This is a genomic window from Acidibrevibacterium fodinaquatile, from assembly GCF_003352165.1.
GTDB classification, from domain to species: domain Bacteria; phylum Pseudomonadota; class Alphaproteobacteria; order Acetobacterales; family Acetobacteraceae; genus Acidibrevibacterium; species Acidibrevibacterium fodinaquatile.
Genome location: NZ_CP029176.1, coordinates 3,738,093 through 3,756,754, shown reverse-complemented (window position 1 = coordinate 3,756,754; position 18,662 = coordinate 3,738,093). Strand labels below are relative to the sequence as shown.

The following is an 18,662-nucleotide window of genomic DNA, read 5'->3' as shown; positions in this document are numbered from 1 at the left end:
CTTCAGAAAAAGAAGTGCTTAATTTTCCTTGATTGCCGCAGGAGGAAACCATGACCGGAGCGCCGTCCCCCGATGATCTCGCGGCCCGCGTGCCCGATGGCGCGCTGATTGCGTTGCCGCCGGATAATTCGCTCGGCTCGGTCGCGCTCGCGCTGGCGCTGATCCGCCGCAGGGCGCGGCGGCTGCGCCTGTTCTGCGTCCCGGTCGGCGGCTTTCTCGCCGATCTCCTGATCGGCGCGGGGTGTGTCGCCGAGATCGAGACCTCCGCCGTCAGCCTCGGCGAGGCCGGCACCGCGCCGCGCTTCGTCGCGGCGCTGGCCGCCGGCACCTTGACGGTGCGCGATGCCACCTGTCCTGCGATCCATACCGCGCTGCAGGCGGCCGAAAAGGGGGTTCCCTTCATGCCGCTCCGTGGCGTGCTTGGCTCTGACGTGCTCGCCCATCGTCCCGATTGGCGGGTGATCGACAATCCCTTCGCCGCCGAGCCCGACCCGATTTTGCTGATCCCGGCGGTGAGGCCCGATTTCGCGCTCTTTCACGCCGCTCTCGCCGATGCGGCGGGCAATGTCTGGGTCGGGCGGCGGCGGGAACTCGCGACCATGGCGCATGCCGCGCGCGATAGCTTCGTTACCGTCGAGCGGCGGATCAGTGGCAACATGCTGGAGGATGAGCGTCTCGCGCCCGGCGTCATCAGCGGCGCCTATGTCACCGGCATCGCGCATGCGCCGCGCGGCGCGGCCCCGCTCGCGCTGCTCGATGAATACCCGGCCGATAGCGCGGTTCTGCGCGAGTACGCCCGCGCCGCGCGCAGCGCCGAGGGCTTTGCCGCCTTCCTCGAAGACCGCCTGATGCCGGCGCGCGAGCCGGCGTGATGGCGCTGGTGGCGGCGAACGGGGAAAGGATCGCGCCGGAGGAGTTTCTGGCAGCGATCCTCGCGCGCCTGATCCTCGACCCCGCGGCGCCGCCGGCGCGCCATATCGCGGTCGGTGCCGCAAGCCCGATCCCGGCCGCCGCCTGCTGGCTGGTGAAAAAGCGTGGCCACGAAGTGCGGCTCTCGCTTTTGCACAAAACCCAGGGCAATCCGTTTAGCGAGGGCACGCGCGAACTCTTCGATCTCACCGGCCAGGGCAGGATCGATCTCTTTTTCCTGGGCGGCGGCGAGATCGATGGCGAGGCGAATATCAACTTGATCGGCACCGGCGAATGGCCGGGGCGCGAGGCGCGGTTTCCCGGCAGTTTCGGCTCCGCCTTCATGTATCTGATGACGCCGCGCACGATCCTGTTCCGCGAGGAACACTCCCCCCGCGTCCTGGTGCCGCGGGTCGCCTTCATCTCCGCCCCCGGCATCTCGCCGCCCGGGCATTTTCGCCGCGGCACGGCGCAGGCGCTGGTCACCGGGCGGGCGGTGTTCACCTTCGACGGCAAGCGCTTCACCCTCGCCTCCTGCCATCCCGGAGAGACGCCGGCCGGGATCGCGGCGCAAACCGGATTTGCCTATGAGACGCCGCCTTCGGTGGCGGCAACGCCGCTGCCGAGTGCTGCCGAACTCGCCTTGCTGCGCGGGCCGGTTTGCGATGAAATGCGCGCGACCTATCCCGGCTTTTGCGCCCGCGTTTGGGGCGCCTGACCGAACCCGACGGAACCCGAACCATGCCCCTTCCGCTTTCGCCCGGCGCGCTCGCCGGGATCAAGGTGATCGACCTCACCCGCGTCCTCGGCGGCCCCTATTGCACCATGATCCTCGCCGATCACGGCGCCGAGGTGATCAAGATCGAGCCGCCGCAGGGCGATGAGGTGCGCGACTGGGGCCCTCCCTTCCTCGACCAACCCGACGGCAGCCGCGATGCCAGCTACTTCCTCGGCGTCAACCGCAACAAGCGGGCGCTCGCCCTCGATATCGGGAGCGAGGCCGGCCGCGCGGTGCTGCTCCGCCTGCTCGAAGGCGCGGACGTCCTGGTCGAGAATTTCAAGCCCGGCGGGATGGAGAAATGGGGGCTCGGCTATGCGAGCCTGGAACAGCGCTTCCCCGGCCTGATCCATTGCCGCGTCTCCGGCTTCGGGGGCGAGGGGCCGCTCGGCGGCCTTCCCGGCTATGACGCCATCCTGCAGGCGATGACCGGGCTCATGAGTGTCAACGGTGATCCTTCGACCGGGCCGCTCCGCATCGGAACCCCGGTGGTCGATCTCGCGACCGGGCTCTATTCCGCAATCGCCATCCTGATGGCGCTCGTCGAGCGCACGCGCTCCGGCCGCGGCCAGTTTCTCGACATGACGCTGCATGATTGCGCGATGGCGCTTTTGCACCCGCAGGCGGCGAATTATTTTCTGAACGGCCGCCGCCCGGTCGCGACCGGCAACCCGCATCCCAATCTCGCGCCCTATGAGACCTATCAGACGCGCACCGGGCAAATCTTCATCGCCGCCGGCAATGACGGGCAGTTCCGCAAACTCTGCGCCGAACTCGGGGTGCCGGATCTCGCCAACGATCCGCGCTTTGCCACCAACGCCGATCGCCTCACGCATCGCGCCGCGCTGATCGCCGCGTTCTCCGCCGTTCTCGCCGAGGCCGATGGGAACGCGCTCACGCTGCGCCTGCTCCGCGCCGGCCTCCCGGCCGGCCCGGTGCGCGCCGTTGATGAGGCTTTGGCCAATGATCACACGGCGGCACGCGGCATGGTCGCGGACATCGGCGCCTGGCGCGGCCTCGGCACGCCTATCAAGCTTTCCCGCACCCCCGGCGGGCCACGCGCCGCGCCACCGCGCTTTGCCGAGCATACCGACGCCATCCTCGCGCGCCACGGCTTCAGCGCCGAGGAAATCCAGGGATTGGAGAAAGAGGGGATCCTGTTCCGGCAGCGGCGGAAATGACGCGGTCGGGGCAAAAAAATCAGCGGTTGCCTTCGAAGAATTCCTTGACCTTGGCGAAGAAGCCTTCGGCCTCGGGGCTTTCCTTGCCATGCGCCTTGGTCTCGGCCTCGAAATCCTCGAGCAATTCCCGCTGGCGGCGGGTGAGGTGCTGGGGGATTTCCACCGCGACCTGGATATACATGTCGCCGCGCGCCGCACTCCGCAGCACCGAGAACCCCTTGCCGCGCAACCGAAACTGATCGCCGTTCTGCGTGCCTGGGGGAATCTTCACCTTGGCGCGCGAGCCATCGATCACCGGCACCTCGATCTCGCCGCCGAGCGCCGCCTGCGTCATCCTGAGCGGGACGCGACAAAAGATATTGGCGCCGTCACGCTGAAACAGCGGATGCGGGCGGATGCCGACATGGACATAAAGATCGCCGGCCGGCGCGCCATTGGCGCCCGCTTCGCCCTCGCCGGTGAGACGGATGCGGGTGCCGTCTTCGACGCCGGCCGGGATCGTCACCTGCAACGTGCGCTCGCGCGGCACCGTGCCCGAGCCCTGGCAGGCGCGGCACGGATTGCGCACCACCCGCCCTGAGCCATGACAGGTGAGACAGGTGCGCTCGATGACGAAGAACCCCTGCTGCGCCCGCACCTTGCCGGCGCCGCCACATGTCGGGCAGGTCTCGGCGCTGCGGGTCTTGTCCTCCGAGCCGCTGCCGGCGCAGGCGTCGCACACCACCCGGGTCGGCACACGGAGATTGACCTTGGTGCCATGGAACGCTTCGGCGAGATCGATCTCGACCGCCTGGCGAAGATCATTGCCGGCACGCGGGCCGCGCCCGCCACGGCGACCGCCGGTGAATTCGCCGAACATCTGATCGAAAATATCGCCGAGCCCGCCACTCGCCGAGAAATCGAAGCCGCCGGCGCCAGCGCCCGGGCCGCCACCATTCTCGAAGGCGGCATGGCCAAAGCGGTCATAGGCGGCACGCTTCTGATCGTCCTTCAGAATCTCATAGGCCTCGCTGATCTCCTTGAAGCGCGCCTCCGCTTTCTTGTCGCCGGGATTGCGGTCCGGATGGAACTGCATGGCGAGTTTGCGGTAGGCTTTTTTCAGATCCTCGGCCGAGGCGTCGCGCGAGACCCCGAGGGTCGCGTAGTAATCCTGTTTCGCCATATCAATCTATGCTCCCCGCACGCCGAGCCGCGGCGCGCAGGAGAGCGCCCGGTCGAGTGGACCGGTCGCCTCCCGCGACGTCGTCGGACTCAAACGTCACCGCTTGGATCAGGAGGATTTCTTTTTCTTCTCGTCGACTTCCTCGAACTCGGCGTCGACGACACGCTCGCCATTGCCAGAGGCGCCGCCACCCTGGCCAGCGCTGCCGGCCGCGGCCGCACCGGCCTCGGACGCCGCCGCCTCGGCTTTATACATCACCTCGCCGATCTTCATCGCCGCTTGCGAGAGCCGCTCGCTCGCCGTCTTCAGCGCTTGCGCATCCTCGCCCTCCATCGCGCTTCGCACCGCAGCCAGAGCGGCTTCCGCCTCGGCGCGATCGGCGGCGGCGAGCTTATCGCCATGCTCCTTCAGGTTTTTCTCGACCTGATGGCTGAGACCATCGGCGTGGTTGCGCGCCTCAACGAACTCGCGGCGCTTGTGATCGGCCTCGGCATTGGCCTCGGCTTCCTTGACCATGCGTTCGATATCGGCCTCCGATAGCCCGCCCGAGGCTTGGATGCGGATCTGCTGCTCCTTGCCGGTCGCCTTATCTTTCGCGGAGACCGAGACGATGCCGTTGGCGTCGATATCGAAGGTCACCTCGATCTGCGGCACCCCGCGCGGCGCCGGCGGGATGCCCATCAGGTCGAACTGGCCGAGCAGCTTGTTATCGGCCGCCATCTCGCGCTCGCCCTGGAAGACCTTGATCGTCACCGCCGTCTGATTGTCGTCGGCGGTCGAGAAGACCTGGGACTTCTTGGTCGGGATGGTGGTGTTGCGGTCGATCAGGCGGGTGAAGACGCCGCCCAGCGTCTCGATGCCGAGCGAAAGCGGCGTGACGTCGAGCAACAGCACGTCCTTGACGTCACCCTTGAGCACCGCGCCCTGCACCGCAGCGCCGATCGCGACCACCTCGTCGGGGTTGACGTTGCGCGCCGGCTCGCGGCCGAAGAACTGCTTCACGACCTCGATCACCTTGGGCATGCGGGTCATGCCGCCGACCAGGATGACCTCCGAAATCTCGCCGGCGGAAACGCCCGCGTCACGGAGAGCGGCGCGGCAGGGCTCGAGCGTGCGCTGGATCAAATCATCGACCAGGCTTTCGAGCTTGGCCCGCGTCAGCTTCATCACGAGATGCTTGGGGCCGCTCGCATCGGCGGTGATGAAGGGCAGGTTGATCTCGGTCTCCTTCGACGAGGAAAGCTCGATCTTGGCCTTTTCCGCCGCTTCCTTGAGGCGCTGCAGCGCCAGCTTGTCGCGGCGGAGATCGATCCCCTGCTCGCGCTGGAATTCGGCGGCGAGATAGTCGATCACCCGGGCGTCGAAATCCTCGCCGCCGAGGAAGGTGTCGCCATTGGTGCTTTTGACCTCGAACACGCCGTCGCCGATCTCGAGGACGGAGATGTCGAAGGTGCCGCCACCAAGGTCATAGACCGCGACGGTGCCGCTTTTCTTCTTGTCGAGGCCATAGGCCAGCGCCGCCGCCGTCGGCTCATTGATGATGCGCAAGACGTCGAGCCCGGCGATGCGGCCGGCATCCTTGGTCGCCTGGCGCTGGGAATCGTTGAAATAGGCGGGAACGGTGATCACCGCCTCGGTGACCTTCTCGCCGAGATAGGCTTCGGCCGTCTCCTTCATCTTGGTGAGGACGAAGGCGCTGATCTGGCTCGGCGCATAGCGCTCGCCGCGCGCCTCGACCCAGGCATCGCCATTGTCGCCGCGGATGATCGCGTAGGGCACCAGCCCCTTGTCCTTGGCCACCATCGGGTCTTCGAAGCGGCGGCCGATCAGGCGCTTGATGGCATAGAGCGTATTGGTCGGGTTGGTGACCGCCTGGCGCTTGGCCGACTGGCCGACGAGGCGTTCGCCGCTTTCCGTGAAGGCAACCATGCTGGGCGTGGTGCGCGCGCCCTCCGCGTTCTCGATCACCCGCACATCCTTGCCTTCCATGATGGCAACGCAGGAATTGGTGGTGCCGAGATCGATCCCGATAACCTTGCTCATAGACTTTCGTTCTCCTTCGCAGCGGTGGCGGGCGGCCCATGCAACGATTTCGCGGCACCGCCTGCGACCCCGCTCTGTGGTTGGTGTCGGCGTTGGATGTATTGAGCCCCCTCGGTCAGGGCAAGGGCCGGAGACGAAATTCCCCGGCCCGTCGGCGTGGTTTTCGTGGCCGCGGCGGTTACGCCGTGGTGTCGAGCGGCGGCGGCAGCGCCTCCTCCGGCGCCTTGGCGACCACCACCATCGCCGGGCGCAAAAGCCGGCCGTTCAGCGTCCAGGCAGCCGTCCAGGTTTGCAGAACGGTGCCTGGGGGATGGGTTTCGCTCACCTGCTCGGCCATCGCCTGGTGCAAATTGGGGTCGAACATCGCGCCGGTCGGGTCTTCGGCGCGGATGCCATGGCGCTCCAGGATAGCGAGGAAGCTGCGCTCGATGCCGGCGAGCCCTTCGCGCAGACGGGCGATGATTTCCGGCTCGCCCTCGGAAGGGGCCGGGAGGCTCGCGAGGCCGCGGCGCAGATTCTCGGCCGCTTCGACGACGTCGGCGGCGAATTTCTGCACCGCGTATTGTCGCGTCTCATCGACCTCGCGCTTGGCGCGGGCGCGGATATTGGCGTTCTCGGCCTCGGCGCGCATCCAGCGGTCGTTCATCGCCGCGAGTTCGGCCTCGAGTTCCTGAATACGCGCCGAAGCCGCTTGCATCAGCGCTTCGGGGCTGCTCGGCGCCTCGGACTCAGCGCTGGGCATCGGGGAGGGGGCTTCCTGGGTCATGGCGCTCAGTTAGGGCGCGCCGCGGCGCGAGGCAAGAGCCCCGCCAGCTTTAAGAAACCGGCAATTTTCTGCGCGTAGGATCGCCCTCGTCCTGACATTACGCTGTTTTAGGAGAAGATGGTATGCGCCTCCTCGCCTCGCTCTCGATCGGCCAGAAACTCGCCGCCGGCTTCGCCCTCATTCTGCTCCCGCTGGCCGTGGGCAGCGGCTTTGATTTCTGGGAGCTCGGCGTGCTCCGCCAGGACAACGAACTCACGGCCCATTCCTTCGCGATCCTCAGCGCCGCGCATCAGGTCGAACTCGCGATGGTCAATCAGGAAACCGGTCTCCGCGGCTTTCTGATCAGCGGCGATGCGAAATTCCTCGAGCCCTACCGCGCGAGCGAGGCCCTGTTCAGCCATGCGGTCGCCGATCTCCGCCAGCAGGTCGTCAGTACCGACCAGCAAGAGCGGGTGGAGGCGATCGCGAAAGCCGGACAAGCGTGGCAGCATTATGCCGAGGCCGAAATCGCCGCGGTCAATGGCGGCAAGATGGATGACGCGCGCGACCGCGAAGCGGGCGGCGCCGGCAAGGCGCAGATGGATGCCGTCCGCGCCGATCTGACGCAATTCGAGAAGACCGCAGCCGAGCGTTTCGCGGCGCGCCAGGTCGAGCAGAACAGGACGCTTGCGACGATCAAATATGTCTCGCTCGCGGGTGGTGCGGTGCTGATCGGGCTCGCCATCGCCGCGGTGCTGTTCCTGATGCGCAGCATCGTCGTGCCGCTCCAGAAACTCACCGCGACCACCACCCGGCTTGCGGAGGGCGATCTCGCCGCCGAAGTCACCGAGACCGAACGCCGCGACGAGACCGGGGCGCTCGCGCGCGCGATCGGCGTTTTCAAGCAGGCGGTCGCCGATGCCCGCCGGCTGGAGGCCGAGCAGCAGGCGGCGAGTGCGGCGCAGCTCACTCGGGCGCAAACGGTCGATCGCCTGGTCGGCGAGTTCGATGCCAAGCTGCGCGCCGAACTCGATGGCCTCGCCGGGGCCGCAACCACGCTGAACGAGGTCGCCAACGCCATGCGCGCGACCGCCAGCCGCACCAGCGACCAGGCGCTCGCGGTCGCCAGCGGCGCCACCCAATCCTCGGCCAATGTCCAGACCGTCGCCGCCGCCGCCGAGGAACTCGCCGCCTCGATCCACGAGGTCTCACGCAATATCGGCGCGTCTGCGACGATTGCGCTCCGCGCGCGGAGCGAGGCGGAGCGGACCGACGAGGCGGTGCGCGGGCTTTCGGAGGCGGTGCAGAAAATCGGCAGCGTGGTCGCGCTGATTTCCGATATCGCCGGCCAGACCAATCTGCTCGCGCTCAATGCGACGATCGAGGCGGCGCGCGCCGGCGATGCTGGCAAGGGCTTCGCGGTGGTGGCGAGCGAGGTCAAGTCTCTGGCGACACAAACCGCCCGCGCGACCGAAGACATCGCCAAGCAAATCGCCGCCGTCCGCGACGTTACCGCCGGCGTGGTCAGCGCCATTGCGACGATCAACGAAACCATCGCCGAGATGAGCGGCATTGCGAGCAACGTCGCCAGCGCCGCTGAGGAGCAGACGGCGGCAACCCAGGAGATCACCCGCAACATCGCCGAAGCCGCCCGCAGCACGGCGGAAGTCTCCGAAACCATCGGCGGCGTGAGCGAGGGCGCGCGCGAAACCGGCGCCGCCGCGAACCAGGTGCTTGCCGCCTCTGGCACCCTCGGCGAGCAATCCGAGACGCTGCGGCACAATATCGCCCATTTCCTCGAACAGATGCGCGCCGCCTGAGCGGCAGCGCCGCAGGCGCCGCCGCACGGAGAAAAGTTTTTTGGTTCTTTTTTTCAAAAAAGAACCTTTCTTCGTGCTTTTCTCTCACTCCCCCGCCAGCGCCGAAAATACGTCGCCCGCCGGCGCCTGGCCGAGAATATGGGCGCGGTGCCAAAGGGCGTAAAAGAGCAGCGTCCACGCCGCTTGCCCGTGGTGCCGGCCGCCCGCCGCGCGGAAGAGGGCGCGGACGCGGTCCGGGTGAGCGATTTCGGCGATGCCGGGCGATGCCGCGACCAAGGCGCCGAGGCGTTCGCCGTCTTCGGCGATCCAGGCGCCGACCGGCACGGTGAAGCCTTGTTTGCGGGCAAAGGGCCGCGCCGCTTTCTGATGCGCGGCAAGCCAGGCGCGGAGCAGATATTTTCCCATCCCGTTGCGGATTTTCAGCCGGTCGGGGAGGCGAAACACGGCGTCGGCGACGCCGCGATCGAGAAATGGCGTCCGCCCCTCGACGCCGTGCGCCATCAGGCAGCGATCGAGCTTGAGCAGGAGGTCGTTTGGCAGCCATTCGGCGATGTCGCTCGCCTGGGCCGCCATCAGGCGGGTGCGGCCGGGGCTGGCGGCGGCCTCGGCGGCGGCGATGCCGTCGCGCCAGGCGCCGGAGCGGGCGCGGAGAACGCCGGGGACGCGGTCGAAAATCCCCCGCCCGCGCATCACCCGGCCGCCGAGGAACCAGGGACGCATGGCGCTGCGATAGCGGCCGTAGCCCGCGAACATCTCATCACCGCCTTCCCCCGAGAGCACCACTTTGACCGCCTGCCGCGCGGCGCGGCCGAGGAACCAGGTCGGGATGATGGCGAAATCCGCTGCCGGGTCGTCCATCGCGGCGACGATCTCGGGGAGATGGCGCCAGACCATGGCGCGCGAAATTTCCATCGTCTCATGCCGGGCGCCGGCGGCGCGGGCGAGCGCTGCCGCCGCCTCGCGCTCGTCCGCCGCGCCGGGCACGTCGAACCCGGCGGTGAAAGCGAGCACCGGCGCGGCGTTGAGGCGCGCCATCATGGTGAGGAGGGCGGCGCTGTCGATCCCGCCGGAGAGAAAGAGGCCGTAGGGCACGTCGCTCCGCTGATGCAGCGCGACGGAGTCGGCGAGCGCGGCATCGAGCCGGGCGAGTGCTTGCGCCTCGTCGATCACCTCCGGCCCACCTGCGGGCAGCGCCGGCGTGTGGCGGCGTTCGATCACGTGCCCGTCGGCCGCGACCAGGATTTCTCCCGGCAAAACCCGCTGGATGCCGGGATAGATCGTCGCCGCGCCGGTGGTGAATTGGAGTTGCAGCAGCTCCTCGCGGCTCTCCGGGGCAACGGCGCGCGCCACCACGCCGGCGGCGAGCAGCGCCTCGGGCTCGGAGGCGAAAACCAGCCCCTCCGACCCTTGCGCGAGATAGAGCGGCTTGATGCCGAACGGGTCGCGGGCGAGCACGAGGCGGCGGGCGGCGCGGTCATGGAGCGCGATCGCATACATCCCGCGCAAGGCACCGACGAAGCCAAGCCCGTCTTTGTGCCAGAGATGCAGCGGCGGTTCGCAATCGCTCGCGGTTGCGAAGCGCGGCGGTTGCGGCCCTTGGCTGAGCGCGTCATGCAGTTCGCGGTAATTATAGATCTCGCCATTGGCGACCAGGGACGCGGCGCCGGCATGGAGCGGCTGGCGGCCGCCGGCGAGATCGATGATCGCAAGCCGCGTCTGCACGAGCCCGACGCGGCCGGCGATTTCCTCGCCCATGCCGTCCGGCCCGCGATGGGTGAGCGCCGCGGCAAGGCGCGCGAGCCGCAGCGGCGCCGGCGCCGGCGCCTCGGCGCTCGCTTGCACCCCAGCGATGCCACACATCAGCGCGCGCCCGGCGCCTGGGCCGGCGCGGCGGGACGGACGATCCGAACTCGAAAGCGCTGCATGCCCTTCCATCCCCTATTTTCGCCGCCAAAGCCAGGGGGCTTGCCGCCCCGCGCCGCGCCGCCCATGTCACCCCCATGACAGAGCTTGCCGAGCTTTCCGACCGCGGCGTGATCACCCTCGCCGGCGCCGATCGCGTTGCCTTTCTCCAGGGTCTGGTCTCGAACGATGTCGCGCTGGCCGCGCCGGGACGCGCTGTTTTCGCCGCTTTCCTCACCCCGCATGGCCGCTGGCTCGCCGATTTCCTGATTTTTTCCGACGGCGAGCGGCTGTTTCTCGATGGCGCGCGGGCGCAGATCGCCGATCTTCTCCGTCGCCTCGGGCGCTATCGGCTGCGCATGGACGTGACGCTCACCGAGGCGGACGCGATGCGCGTTTATGCCGCCTGGCATGGCGCGCCGGACGGGTTGCCGGCGGCGGCCCTCAAAGCCGCCGATCCGCGCCACCCCGAGGCCGGCACGCGGATCCTGAGCCCGCTCGCGCTCGCCACCAACGCGAGCCAAAAGGATTGGGACGCGCATCGCCTTCGCCTCGGCCTGCCCGATGGTCCGCGCGACCTCGAGGCCGGCGAGACCCTGCTCCTCGAAGCGCGTTACGACGAATTCCAAGCGATTTCCTGGACCAAAGGGTGCTATATGGGCCAGGAGCTGACCGCCCGCACCCGCTATCGCGGCCTGGTCAAGCGCCGCCTCGTCCCGGTCATGGTCGAGGGCGAGGGCGATTGCCCGCCCCCCGGCACGCCGATCCTGAGCAAGGGCGAGGCGGTCGGCATGCTGCGCTCGGGGCGGGAGGGTCTGGCGCTCGCGATGCTTCCGAATCCGCTTCCGCCCGGCCCCTTCACCGCCGCCGGGCGCCGCCTCGTCGCCCGCGCAACCCCTGGGTGAGCGTGGCGGCCAGGGTCAGGCTTTCTCGACCTGGCTATATTCGAGATCGACCGGGGTTGCGCGGCCGAAGATCGAGACGCTGACCTTGACCCGGCCTTTCTCCTCGTCCACCTCCTCGACCGTGCCGTTGAAGCTGGTGAATGGCCCTTCGGCGACACGGACATTTTCGCCGACCTCAAACAGCACCGCCGGGCGCGGATGCTCGGCGCCCTCCTTGGTCTGGTTCATCACCCGCTCGGCCTCGGCGTCGCTGATCGGGCTCGGGCGCTGCCGGCCGCCAAGAAATCCCGTGACCTTCGGCGTATCCTTGACGAGGTGCCAAGCCTCGTCGGTCAGCTCCATGTGGACGAGGACGTAGCCGGGGAAGAATTTGCGCTCGGCATTGACCTTCTGGCCGCGCCGCAGCTCGACCACTTCCTCGGCCGGGACGAGAATGTCGCCGAACTGATCGGCAAGCCCCTTCTGCGCCGCCTGCTCCTTGATCTGCTGGGCGATTTTCTTCTCGAAACCGGAATAGACATGCACCACGTACCAGCGCTTGGCCATCACGCAACTCCCATTCCGCAAAACGCTGCTCTGCCGCTCTGTCGCCGCATGTGCGCGCTCACCCGCCAAATCCAAACAACGCCTTGACCCCGAGCCCGACCACCTGATCGATCACGAAGAAAAACAGCGCCGCCAGCGCCGCCAGCGCGACGACCAGGGCGGTGGTGATCACCGTCTCCCGGCGGGTGGGCCAGGTGACCCTGCCGCCCTCGATGCGCACCTCGCGCAGAAACTTCGCCGGATTGACCGCCACGCCGCCCATTCCCCTTGTCACCATGCCACACGCGAGGCCGGACACCACGGCCGCCCGCGACCCATCACGCCGCGACCCACAACGCCGCGCCTCACGCGCCGCGCCGCGTGGCAGGGGTGGAGGGTCTCGAACCCCCAGCCTCCGGTTTTGGAGACCGGCGCTCTAGCCAATTGAGCTACACCCCTCCGCGCCGCGCGAAGGCGCTAGACACAATGCGGTGCGCCCCATGTCAAGAGCTTTCGCCGGCAGTCCCGCGACAAGCGGGCGCCGGCCGCCTGGCCGGCCGGGCGACGAGCGCGACCCCGGCTGCCGCCAGCGCCATCCCGAGCCAGGCGAACGGCGGGATGCCCTCCCCGGTCAAGAGCCAGGCGATCACCGCCGCGGCTGGCGGGACGAGAAAGAAGAGCGCCGAAACCCGCGCGACCGCCCCCCGCCGGATCATCGCCAGCAACAGGCTCACCGCGACCAGCGAATTGGCGAGGACGAGATAGGAGAGCGCGCCCAGGAGCGGCGCCGTCCAACGCACCCGCATCGGCTCGAGGGCGGCGGCGAAGCCCAGCGTCACCACGAAGCCGACGGCATATTGCACAGTGATCGCGCTCAGCGGGTGATGCGCCGGGCCGGTGCGTTTTTCATAGAGCGTCCCCGCCGTCATTCCGGCGAGCGCGAGCCCGGCCCAGAGCAGCCCCGCCGCCGTCACCTGGCCAACCCCGGCGCGCGAGACGATCACCACCACCGTCCCGACCAGCCCGAGCGCGAGCCCGAGCCAATGCCGGCCGCCAACCGCGCCGCCAACGATGACGGGCGCGAGGAGGGCAACCAGAATCGGCTGCAACGAGGTGATCAGCGCGAGCCCGCTGGCAGACAGCCCGAATTCCTCGGAGAGATAGCAGCCGGCGAAATAGCCGAACTGAATGAGCAGCCCGACGACGACGAGATCCCGCCACTCGCGCCCGCGCGGCCGGCGCGGCCGCCAGAGCGCGATCGCCGGGGCGAGACACGCCAGCACCAAAGCGTAGCGGAGGGCGAGAAAGGTCAGCGGGTCGGCGTAAGCGAGCCCGATCTTGATGCAGATGAAGCCGGACGACCACAGCACCAGGAATATGACCGGCGCCAGCAGAAAGGGATCGAACCCGCGCCGCCCCGCGCCGCCCTGTGCTGCCCCGCCCTGTGCTGCCCCGCCCTGTGCTGCCCCGCCCTGCGCCGCACTCGCTCCCGTCACGGCTGGAGCGGGTGAGGGGAATCGAACCCCCATAACCAGCTTGGAAGGCTGGGGCTCTACCATTGAGCTACACCCGCGCTGTTGACAACCACCTTGCGGCCAAACGGCAAAGCAGGGGTTTTCTAGACAGTCAGCGCCTTGGCCGCAAGCGAAGGGTCTTGCGCCGGCGCGCGCATTACCCGCACGCGAGGCGTTCCGGCTGATCGCAGCGCGGGCCGCGAAGCCCATCGAGAAGCGGCTGTAAAATGGCCGTCTCCGGCCGCCACGGCGGGTGGAGATCGCGGCGCAGCGTTTGGCGAACCTGCACGGCGCTTTCGCTGCGAACAACCCGCGCCGTCCGATGAAAGGACAAGCACGCATCATCCCAGGGCAAACCGCAATGGGCCAGCAGCCTTTGCACCTGTCCGGGGAAATCGTCGATCAGGTCTTCAAGGTGCAGATCGAGCACGATCCCGGGCGGGAGGACCTCCGCCCAATGGGCCATCAATCCATCATAGGCGTGATAATAACGGCCGAGTTCGCCGAGATCGTAGCTGAATGGGACATCATGGAACAATTTGGCGAAACAGGAGAGGCAGGTATCGACAGGGTCTCGCCGGCAATGAATGACCCGCGCCTGCGGCAGGGCCATGTGGATGAGGCCGAGATTGAGGAAATTGAAGGGATATTTGTCGGCCACGCGGGCATAGCGCCCGGGCGCCGCGGCGGCCTCCAACCGGGCGAGGTAGCGCTCCCCGAGAGCAACCAGGTCGGCCTCGGTAAACCCCGCTGATCCGCCGCTTGCGCGTTCCGCCAAGGTCGCCACAGCCTCGGGCAGCGCCGCAATCTCACCGGCGCCGAAAACGGCGGGGTGGCTCGCGAGGATTTGCTCTACCAATGTCGTCCCCGAGCGCGGCATGCCGACGATGAAAATCGGCAGCGCCGACCGGCTGCGCTCGCCGCTCGCCGTCGCGATCATCTCGCGCGTGAACGTCGCCCGGACACCCTCGAACACGCGCAGCATCGCCGCTTCGTTATAGACGAGGCGTGTTCTCTCGAGGGCGTTTCCACGAAGGAGATGGTCGAAAGCGGCCGCATGACGCCCGGCCCGCCGCAGCACCTCCGCCAGTCCGAAATGAAGCGCGATCCTATCTGAGTCCGGCATCGCCCCGCCCGCCTCGAGCAAGGACGTCATGGCCGAAAACAGCGGGTCTTCGCAGGTCAGCCTGCCGCATTGCGCGAGCGCGCGATAATAATGGCCTTGGCTCGGGGCCAATGTGATGGCGTCGCGATAGGCGGTGTCCGCCTCGTCGAAATGGCCGAGGGCACGCAAGACATCGCCAAGACCCTTGAACGCCGCGTGCGACGTGGGATCGAGCGCGAGCGCGCGGCGATAAGACTGGGCTGCCTCGCTTTCCCGGCCCAAGCGCGCAAGCGCGAGGCCGATATTGTAATGAATCCCCGCGGCCAGCGGGCAAAGGGTGCGCGCCGTCTCGTAGCAGGCGAGCGCTGCCACGTAATCGCCGCGGGCAGCGAGGTGATTGCCCTTGGCGAAGCTCTCGGAAGCCTGGGCGGAAGGGGGCGATATCGTCATAGACCGAACAGAGAATTATCTCGCCCACCACTGTCCCCGCTTTCGCTTAAGGAAAGGTTTCGACCGCCCCGCCGCTTGCCCGGCGTTGGCAGCAGTGATGCCCCGCGCCCCGTGAGATCGAGGCTTTACCTCTTCGGGGCGATGCGGCAGGCTTGCGCCATGAGCATCATCCTCCATGACCTCGCCGGCGCTGACCCCGCGCTTCGCTTCAGCCCTTATTGCTGGCGCACCCGTTTCGCCCTGGCCCATAAGGGGCTCGCGGTCGAGACCGTGCCATGGCGCTTCCACGAGACCGCGCGCCTTGCCGCCTTGGGCGCGGAAAAAGTGCCGGTGATCGAGGATCATGGCCGCGTGGTCACCGATTCCTGGGCGATCGCCGCTTATCTCGAAGACACCTACCCCGACCGGCCGAGCCTGTTCGGCGGCCCGGGTGGGCTCGCCCATGCGCGCTTCTTGAACGCCTGGGCCGACGCCATCCTCAATGCCGGGGCCGTCTCAATGGTTGCCGCCGATATCTGGGCGGCGCTCGATCCGCGCGATCAGCCCTATTTCCGCCAGAGCCGCGAAGCGCGCCTCGGCGGCACGCTGGAAGACCTCGCCGCCGGGCGCGAGGCGCGGCTCGCGGGATGGCGCCACAGCCTGACCCCGCTTCGTCTGGTGCTCCGCGCCCAACCCTGGCTCGGCGGGGCGGCGCCGAGCTATGCCGATTACATCGTCGCCGGCAGCCTGCAATGGCCGCGCGTGATCAGCCAATTTCCGCTGCTCGCCGACGATGACACGCTGCGCCCCTGGTTCGATCGGGTGCTGGCGCTGTTTGACGGGCTCGGCGCCCGGGCGGCGCGCGTCGGCGCTGGCGGCGCCTGAGGGAGGGGCGGGATGGTCGCCGCGATGACACGGGCTGTTTTGGGCTTCGTTGCGGCCGCCATCGCGGTGCTGACGTTCGAGCAAGCGATGTGGGAGGCACTGCACCTCCTCGCTAGCCCCGCGATGGCGCTGCCGGCGCCCTATCCGATGGACCCGGTGATCCCGTTCGGCCTGCCGCGGGTTGCGAATTACTGCCTGCTCTGCGGGATCGGCGGCGCCGTGTTCGGCCTCGCTTCCCCCTGGCTGCGCGGGCCGCTTTGGCTCTGGGGTCTCGTGCTCGGGGTCATCGTCGCCGCCGCCGGGCTGATTTTGGTCTCCGGGGTCAGGCATTTCCTGCCCGGCGCGCGCTGGATCCCGCTCAAATATTACACCGAGATCATGACCATCGTGCTCACCTATGGCCTGCCGATGAGCGGCGCCCTCGCTTCGCCGCAGACCTGGCTTCGTTCGCTGCTGGTCGATGGCGCGTGGGGCCTGGGCTTTGGCCTCATTCTGTCCTGGCTCGGGGTGCGGCGCGCGCGGCGGTGAGGGCGAAGAGGCGTCAGGGCGGCGCTGGCAGGGATTTGATGTAGCGCGCCAAAGCGTCCACCTGCTCGGCCGAAAGCGTGTTCGCGAAACCCGGCATTTCGCCTGGCGCGCCGTTTTCGATCCGCGCCCGGATCTCGTCCTCGCTCATCGCCGTGCCGGCGAGCCGCGGCGCCTTGTCGGCGGCAAGCCCGTAAGCGCCGTGGCACCAGCCGCAATGGCGGGCAAAGAGTTTTTTCGCGTCGATCGGCGGCGGCGCATCCGCGAGCGCCCCGGCGGCGGCGAGCCCGAAACAGCAAAGCACCAAAAGCGGGGTCGCCAATCGTCGCATCCGTTCCTCGCATGGCGGCGATCGCGCCACTAGTCCGCGGGCTCGCGCTGTGTCAAGAAATCTCTCAATATCCCACGCCCGGCCACGAGAGAGACGCCATGCGCACCGCACCGCTCCCCAAAGCCCCCTCCGCGATCGCCTGGCGCGCTTTGGGGCGCACCTTGGCGCTGGCGCTCGCGCTGATATCTGGCGCCGCTGCCGCCCAGTCGCCGACGACCCCGCCGCCGCGCCCGGTGAGCGCCGACCTGCTGCGCCACCCCGATCCCGCCGATTGGCTGATGTGGCGCCGCACCTATGACGGCGCCGGCTTCAGCCCACTCAAGGAGATCACCCCGGAGAACGTCAAGACCCTGGGGGTCGCCTGGACCTGGTCGCTCACCAGCGGGCCGACCGAGACCACGCCGCTCGTCCATGATGGCGTCCTCTATGTCTGGAACTACGGCGACAAGGTGCAGGCGCTCAATGCCGCGACCGGCGATCTGCTCTGGGAATATCGCCGCGATCTTCCCGATACGCTCGTCGAGGCCCGCGGCAACGATCTCACCAAGCGCAACATGGCGCTCTATGAGGGCGAGATCATCATCGCGACCTCGGATGTCCATCTCGTCGCTCTCGATGCCCGCACCGGCAAGGTGATCTGGGATCACGCGGTCGCCGATTGGCGGCAGGGCTGGCGCTATACCAGCGGCCCGATGGTTGCGAACGGCGTCGTGCTGCAGGGCATGACCGGCTGCGGCAACGGCGAGCCCGGCGGCTGCTTCATCACCGGGCACGACGCGAAGACCGGCGCCGAAAAATGGCGGGTCTGGTCGGTCGCTCATCCCGGCGATCCGAACAGTGAGAGCTGGAACGGGGTGCCGCTCGAACGCCGCTATGGCCTCTCGGTCTGGGCCGCCGCCTCCTTCGATCCGGATCGCGGCCTCGCTTATTTCGGCATCGCCGAACCCTACCCTTGGATTGCCGAGATGCGCGGAACGCTGCCCGCGAAATCCGCGCCCGGCGTCACCAACACCGCGCTCTATTCTGATTCGACGCTCGCGATCGACGTCGCCACCGGCAAGATCAAATGGTATTATCAGCATCTCCCCAACGACACCTGGGACATGGACGACGCCTTCGAGCAGATCCTCGTCGATCTCCCGATCGATGGCGTGATGCGCAACATGGTCGTCACCACCGGCAAGCTCGGCATGATCGAGGCGGTCGATCGCGGCTCGGGGAGCTGGCTCTGGGCCAAGGAGACGGTGCCGCAAAACATCGTCGACGCGATCGACCCCAAGACCGGCGCCAAAACCATCAACGCCGCCTCGATCCCGCATATCGGTCAGACGACGATGAATTGCCCCTCCGATCCCGGCGCCCGCGGCTGGCCGGCGACGGCCTACGACCCCGAGCGCAAGACGCTCTTTCTGCCGCTCAATGAATTCTGCGCCTATACCACGCCGCTGCCGCTCAAGCCCGGCGAGACCTATCAGGGCGGCGGCGGGCGGGCGACGTTCGCGCGCAACCTGGTCCCCGGGAGCGACGGCAATATCGGCCGGATCGATGCGGTGAAGCTCACCGACCGGGCGACGAGCTGGTCATTCCGCTTCCCCGCCCCGGCGACCAGCGCGGTTTTGCCGACGGCGGGCGGCGTCGTCTTCGCCGGCGCCTGGGATCGCGTCTTCCGCGCCCTCGACAGCGCCACCGGCAAGGTGTTGTGGCAGATCCGCACCAATAACGCCGTCAACAGCTTCCCGATCAGCTATGCCGTCAATGGCCGGCAATATGTCGCGATCGCGGTCGGCAACGGCTCCGGCCAGGGGCAAGAGCTATCGACGCTGGTGCCGAACATCGCGCTTCCAGACGAAGGCGCGGTGCTCTGGGTTTTCGCCTTGCCGGAGACGCACTGACCGGGTCGGGC

Annotated in this window: 17 protein-coding genes and 2 tRNA genes; 8 read left to right on the top strand and 11 right to left on the bottom strand. The window is 68.1% G+C overall.

What is annotated here, in order from left to right; genetic code table 11:
* Positions 1 to 50 precede the first annotated feature (50 nt).
* Genes DEF76_RS17775 through DEF76_RS17765 form a run of 3 tightly spaced genes read left to right on the top strand, consistent with a single transcriptional unit; the run spans position 51 to position 2,868 of the window.
* Positions 51 to 872 (top strand): CoA transferase subunit A, encoded by an 822-nt coding sequence (locus DEF76_RS17775; protein WP_114913431.1) that lies wholly within the window; start codon positions 51 to 53, stop codon positions 870 to 872.
* Positions 872 to 1,627 (top strand): CoA synthetase, encoded by a 756-nt coding sequence (locus DEF76_RS17770; protein WP_114913430.1) that lies wholly within the window; start codon positions 872 to 874, stop codon positions 1,625 to 1,627. The genes DEF76_RS17775 and DEF76_RS17770 overlap by 1 nt, the downstream gene beginning before the upstream one ends.
* A gap of 23 nt (positions 1,628 to 1,650) precedes the next feature.
* Positions 1,651 to 2,868 carry a CaiB/BaiF CoA transferase family protein gene (locus DEF76_RS17765; RefSeq protein ID WP_114913983.1) on the top strand — a complete coding sequence of 406 codons (1,218 nt, stop codon included), beginning with the start codon at positions 1,651 to 1,653 and terminating at the stop codon, positions 2,866 to 2,868.
* 19 nt (positions 2,869 to 2,887) lie between these two features.
* Here DEF76_RS17765 and dnaJ read toward each other — a convergent pair whose 3' ends face one another.
* The 3 genes from dnaJ to DEF76_RS17750 form a co-directional block, all read right to left on the bottom strand.
* Entirely contained in the window at positions 2,888 to 4,030 is a 1,143-nt protein-coding gene (gene dnaJ / locus DEF76_RS17760) for a molecular chaperone DnaJ (protein ID WP_114913429.1), read from the bottom strand.
* A gap of 108 nt (positions 4,031 to 4,138) precedes the next feature.
* Positions 4,139 to 6,073: a molecular chaperone DnaK gene (gene dnaK / locus DEF76_RS17755; RefSeq protein ID WP_114913428.1), complete on the bottom strand. Its 1,935-nt coding sequence runs from the start codon at positions 6,071 to 6,073 to the stop codon at positions 4,139 to 4,141.
* 178 nt (positions 6,074 to 6,251) lie between these two features.
* The gene (locus DEF76_RS17750; protein WP_240319056.1) at positions 6,252 to 6,815 is read right to left on the bottom strand and encodes a nucleotide exchange factor GrpE; all 564 of its coding nucleotides are present in this window, start codon (positions 6,813 to 6,815) and stop codon (positions 6,252 to 6,254) included.
* A 146-nt stretch (positions 6,816 to 6,961) separates the two neighbouring features.
* Between DEF76_RS17750 and DEF76_RS17745 the strand changes: the two genes are divergently transcribed.
* Positions 6,962 to 8,638 (top strand): methyl-accepting chemotaxis protein, encoded by a 1,677-nt coding sequence (locus DEF76_RS17745; protein ID WP_114913427.1) that lies wholly within the window; start codon positions 6,962 to 6,964, stop codon positions 8,636 to 8,638.
* 84 nt (positions 8,639 to 8,722) lie between these two features.
* Here the strand turns inward: DEF76_RS17745 and asnB are convergent, their stop codons facing one another.
* Positions 8,723 to 10,498, bottom strand: coding sequence for an asparagine synthase (glutamine-hydrolyzing) (gene asnB, locus DEF76_RS17740; RefSeq protein ID WP_114913981.1), 1,776 nt, complete (start codon positions 10,496 to 10,498; stop codon positions 8,723 to 8,725).
* Positions 10,499 to 10,638: 140 nt separating this feature from the next.
* On the opposite strand from asnB, the gene ygfZ reads away from it, so the two are divergent.
* Positions 10,639 to 11,445, top strand: coding sequence for a CAF17-like 4Fe-4S cluster assembly/insertion protein YgfZ (ygfZ, locus tag DEF76_RS17735; protein WP_114913426.1), 807 nt, complete (start codon positions 10,639 to 10,641; stop codon positions 11,443 to 11,445).
* A 15-nt stretch (positions 11,446 to 11,460) separates the two neighbouring features.
* Here ygfZ and nusG read toward each other — a convergent pair whose 3' ends face one another.
* The 6 genes from nusG to DEF76_RS17705 all read right to left on the bottom strand — a co-directional run bounded on the left by nusG (position 11,461) and on the right by DEF76_RS17705 (position 15,039).
* A complete protein-coding gene (nusG, locus tag DEF76_RS17730; protein WP_114913425.1) occupies positions 11,461 to 11,991 on the bottom strand; it encodes a transcription termination/antitermination protein NusG in 531 nt (176 codons plus the stop codon).
* A 58-nt stretch (positions 11,992 to 12,049) separates the two neighbouring features.
* Complete coding sequence (gene secE, locus DEF76_RS17725) at positions 12,050 to 12,253, bottom strand: preprotein translocase subunit SecE (protein WP_114913424.1); 204 nt, start codon at positions 12,251 to 12,253, stop codon at positions 12,050 to 12,052.
* A gap of 99 nt (positions 12,254 to 12,352) precedes the next feature.
* Positions 12,353 to 12,429, bottom strand: a tRNA-Trp gene (locus DEF76_RS17720).
* A gap of 44 nt (positions 12,430 to 12,473) precedes the next feature.
* Positions 12,474 to 13,466 carry a DMT family transporter gene (locus DEF76_RS17715; RefSeq protein WP_205216053.1) on the bottom strand — a complete coding sequence of 331 codons (993 nt, stop codon included), beginning with the start codon at positions 13,464 to 13,466 and terminating at the stop codon, positions 12,474 to 12,476.
* Positions 13,467 to 13,469: 3 nt separating this feature from the next.
* A tRNA-Gly gene (locus DEF76_RS17710) sits at positions 13,470 to 13,543 on the bottom strand.
* Between the two features lie 98 nt (positions 13,544 to 13,641).
* On the bottom strand, positions 13,642 to 15,039 hold the full coding sequence (locus DEF76_RS17705; RefSeq protein WP_114913422.1) for a sulfotransferase family protein: 1,398 nt from the start codon (positions 15,037 to 15,039) through the stop codon (positions 13,642 to 13,644).
* Positions 15,040 to 15,198: 159 nt separating this feature from the next.
* Here DEF76_RS17705 and DEF76_RS17700 point away from each other — a divergent pair, with 159 nt between their 5' ends.
* Together DEF76_RS17700 and DEF76_RS17695 are read left to right on the top strand one after the other, a co-directional pair.
* Positions 15,199 to 15,903, top strand: coding sequence for a glutathione S-transferase N-terminal domain-containing protein (locus DEF76_RS17700; protein WP_114913421.1), 705 nt, complete (start codon positions 15,199 to 15,201; stop codon positions 15,901 to 15,903).
* 24 nt (positions 15,904 to 15,927) lie between these two features.
* A complete protein-coding gene (locus tag DEF76_RS17695) occupies positions 15,928 to 16,431 on the top strand; it encodes a hypothetical protein (protein WP_162800739.1) in 504 nt (167 codons plus the stop codon).
* Positions 16,432 to 16,444: 13 nt separating this feature from the next.
* On the opposite strand, the gene DEF76_RS17690 is transcribed toward DEF76_RS17695, so the two are convergent.
* A complete protein-coding gene (locus tag DEF76_RS17690; protein WP_114913419.1) occupies positions 16,445 to 16,759 on the bottom strand; it encodes a c-type cytochrome in 315 nt (104 codons plus the stop codon).
* A 98-nt stretch (positions 16,760 to 16,857) separates the two neighbouring features.
* Between DEF76_RS17690 and DEF76_RS17685 the strand changes: the two genes are divergently transcribed.
* Positions 16,858 to 18,651 carry a pyrroloquinoline quinone-dependent dehydrogenase gene (locus DEF76_RS17685; protein WP_162800738.1) on the top strand — a complete coding sequence of 598 codons (1,794 nt, stop codon included), beginning with the start codon at positions 16,858 to 16,860 and terminating at the stop codon, positions 18,649 to 18,651.
* Positions 18,652 to 18,662: the final 11 nt, after the last annotated feature.

What these genes read in the sequence shown, in the direction of transcription:
- DEF76_RS17775 (WP_114913431.1), top strand. Translation starts at nt 51, where the DNA reads ATGACCGGAGCGCCGTCCCCCGATGATCTCGCGGCCCGCGTGCCCGAT.
- DEF76_RS17770 (WP_114913430.1), top strand. Translation starts at nt 872, where the DNA reads ATGGCGCTGGTGGCGGCGAACGGGGAAAGGATCGCGCCGGAGGAGTTT.
- DEF76_RS17765 (WP_114913983.1), top strand. Translation starts at nt 1,651, where the DNA reads ATGCCCCTTCCGCTTTCGCCCGGCGCGCTCGCCGGGATCAAGGTGATC.
- dnaJ (WP_114913429.1), bottom strand. Translation starts at nt 4,030, where the DNA reads ATGGCGAAACAGGATTACTACGCGACCCTCGGGGTCTCGCGCGACGCC.
- dnaK (WP_114913428.1), bottom strand. Translation starts at nt 6,073, where the DNA reads ATGAGCAAGGTTATCGGGATCGATCTCGGCACCACCAATTCCTGCGTT.
- DEF76_RS17750 (WP_240319056.1), bottom strand. Translation starts at nt 6,815, where the DNA reads ATGCCCAGCGCTGAGTCCGAGGCGCCGAGCAGCCCCGAAGCGCTGATG.
- DEF76_RS17745 (WP_114913427.1), top strand. Translation starts at nt 6,962, where the DNA reads ATGCGCCTCCTCGCCTCGCTCTCGATCGGCCAGAAACTCGCCGCCGGC.
- asnB (WP_114913981.1), bottom strand. Translation starts at nt 10,498, where the DNA reads ATGTGTGGCATCGCTGGGGTGCAAGCGAGCGCCGAGGCGCCGGCGCCG.
- ygfZ (WP_114913426.1), top strand. Translation starts at nt 10,639, where the DNA reads ATGACAGAGCTTGCCGAGCTTTCCGACCGCGGCGTGATCACCCTCGCC.
- nusG (WP_114913425.1), bottom strand. Translation starts at nt 11,991, where the DNA reads ATGGCCAAGCGCTGGTACGTGGTGCATGTCTATTCCGGTTTCGAGAAG.
- secE (WP_114913424.1), bottom strand. Translation starts at nt 12,253, where the DNA reads ATGGGCGGCGTGGCGGTCAATCCGGCGAAGTTTCTGCGCGAGGTGCGC.
- DEF76_RS17705 (WP_114913422.1), bottom strand. Translation starts at nt 15,039, where the DNA reads ATGACGATATCGCCCCCTTCCGCCCAGGCTTCCGAGAGCTTCGCCAAG.
- DEF76_RS17700 (WP_114913421.1), top strand. Translation starts at nt 15,199, where the DNA reads ATGAGCATCATCCTCCATGACCTCGCCGGCGCTGACCCCGCGCTTCGC.
- DEF76_RS17695 (WP_162800739.1), top strand. Translation starts at nt 15,928, where the DNA reads ATGACACGGGCTGTTTTGGGCTTCGTTGCGGCCGCCATCGCGGTGCTG.
- DEF76_RS17690 (WP_114913419.1), bottom strand. Translation starts at nt 16,759, where the DNA reads ATGCGACGATTGGCGACCCCGCTTTTGGTGCTTTGCTGTTTCGGGCTC.
- DEF76_RS17685 (WP_162800738.1), top strand. Translation starts at nt 16,858, where the DNA reads ATGCGCACCGCACCGCTCCCCAAAGCCCCCTCCGCGATCGCCTGGCGC.